The following is a 748-nucleotide window of genomic DNA, read 5'->3' on the forward strand; positions in this document are numbered from 1 at the left end:
CTGGCTGGGGGGCGACGATGGTTTCGAGCGCGGCGGCTCGGTTGTACGCGGAGATCTACGAGAGTCCGTCGAACTGCGGCCCACTACGCAAGCGACTCGGGATGGGCGACGCGTCGTTCGCCCACGCTGTCGACGAGTTGACCGGGGCCGGCTATGCGGTGATGGACGGACGCCGTATTCGGCGTGCTTCGACAGGTCAGGTCGGGGACTCGAGATTGTCCGCTGAGGCAGCGCAGATCCTGGACCGCCTTATGCCTGACGGCACATCTATCGGGGGGTTGCAGCTACGCAGCGTCGTCCGGTTGACCAACGACCGCTACCAGAGCGGTCTCGCCGAACTCAAGAACGCTCACCTTGTTCGTCTCGGTCGCGGCCGTGGCGGCACCGTTGCCCGCGTCACCTTGGACTCGCAGCCAGCAGATAGCAAAGCACCACCTGTCGAGGCGCCCGTCTCCGGAGCAACGTCGCCGAGCCTCGACCTCCTTTTCTCCCGACCTGGGAAGCTGGTCAGCCGGGAAACGGAGTTGTACCAGCCCTTCGTCGACTGGTACCAGACCGAGATCGATACGATGGCGCCCGCCTTCGGGCGCGTCCGAGTGACCGCATCCCCCCGAGGCTATGCTCGCGGAAGCGGGCAGTGGACACGTCCCGACGTAGTCGCCGTCGAAGTGCGGAACTATGACCTGCTTCCCTCGGTCGACCTCGCGATCTCTTCCTTCGAGATCAAACGCGCCGTGGAGGCTAGCCG

General features: G+C 65.2%; 1 protein-coding gene. It reads left to right on the forward strand.

The features are described 5' to 3' along the window. Nucleotides 1-101: 101 nt before the first annotated feature. Nucleotides 102-748, forward strand: a 647-nt coding sequence (locus tag C1A33_RS26795) for a hypothetical protein (RefSeq protein WP_133150848.1), incomplete at its 3' end; no start/stop codon positions are given.

It is taken from the genome of Frankia canadensis (genome assembly GCF_900197875.1).
In the GTDB taxonomy this organism is placed as follows: Bacteria; Actinomycetota; Actinomycetes; order Frankiales; family Frankiaceae; genus Frankia; species Frankia canadensis.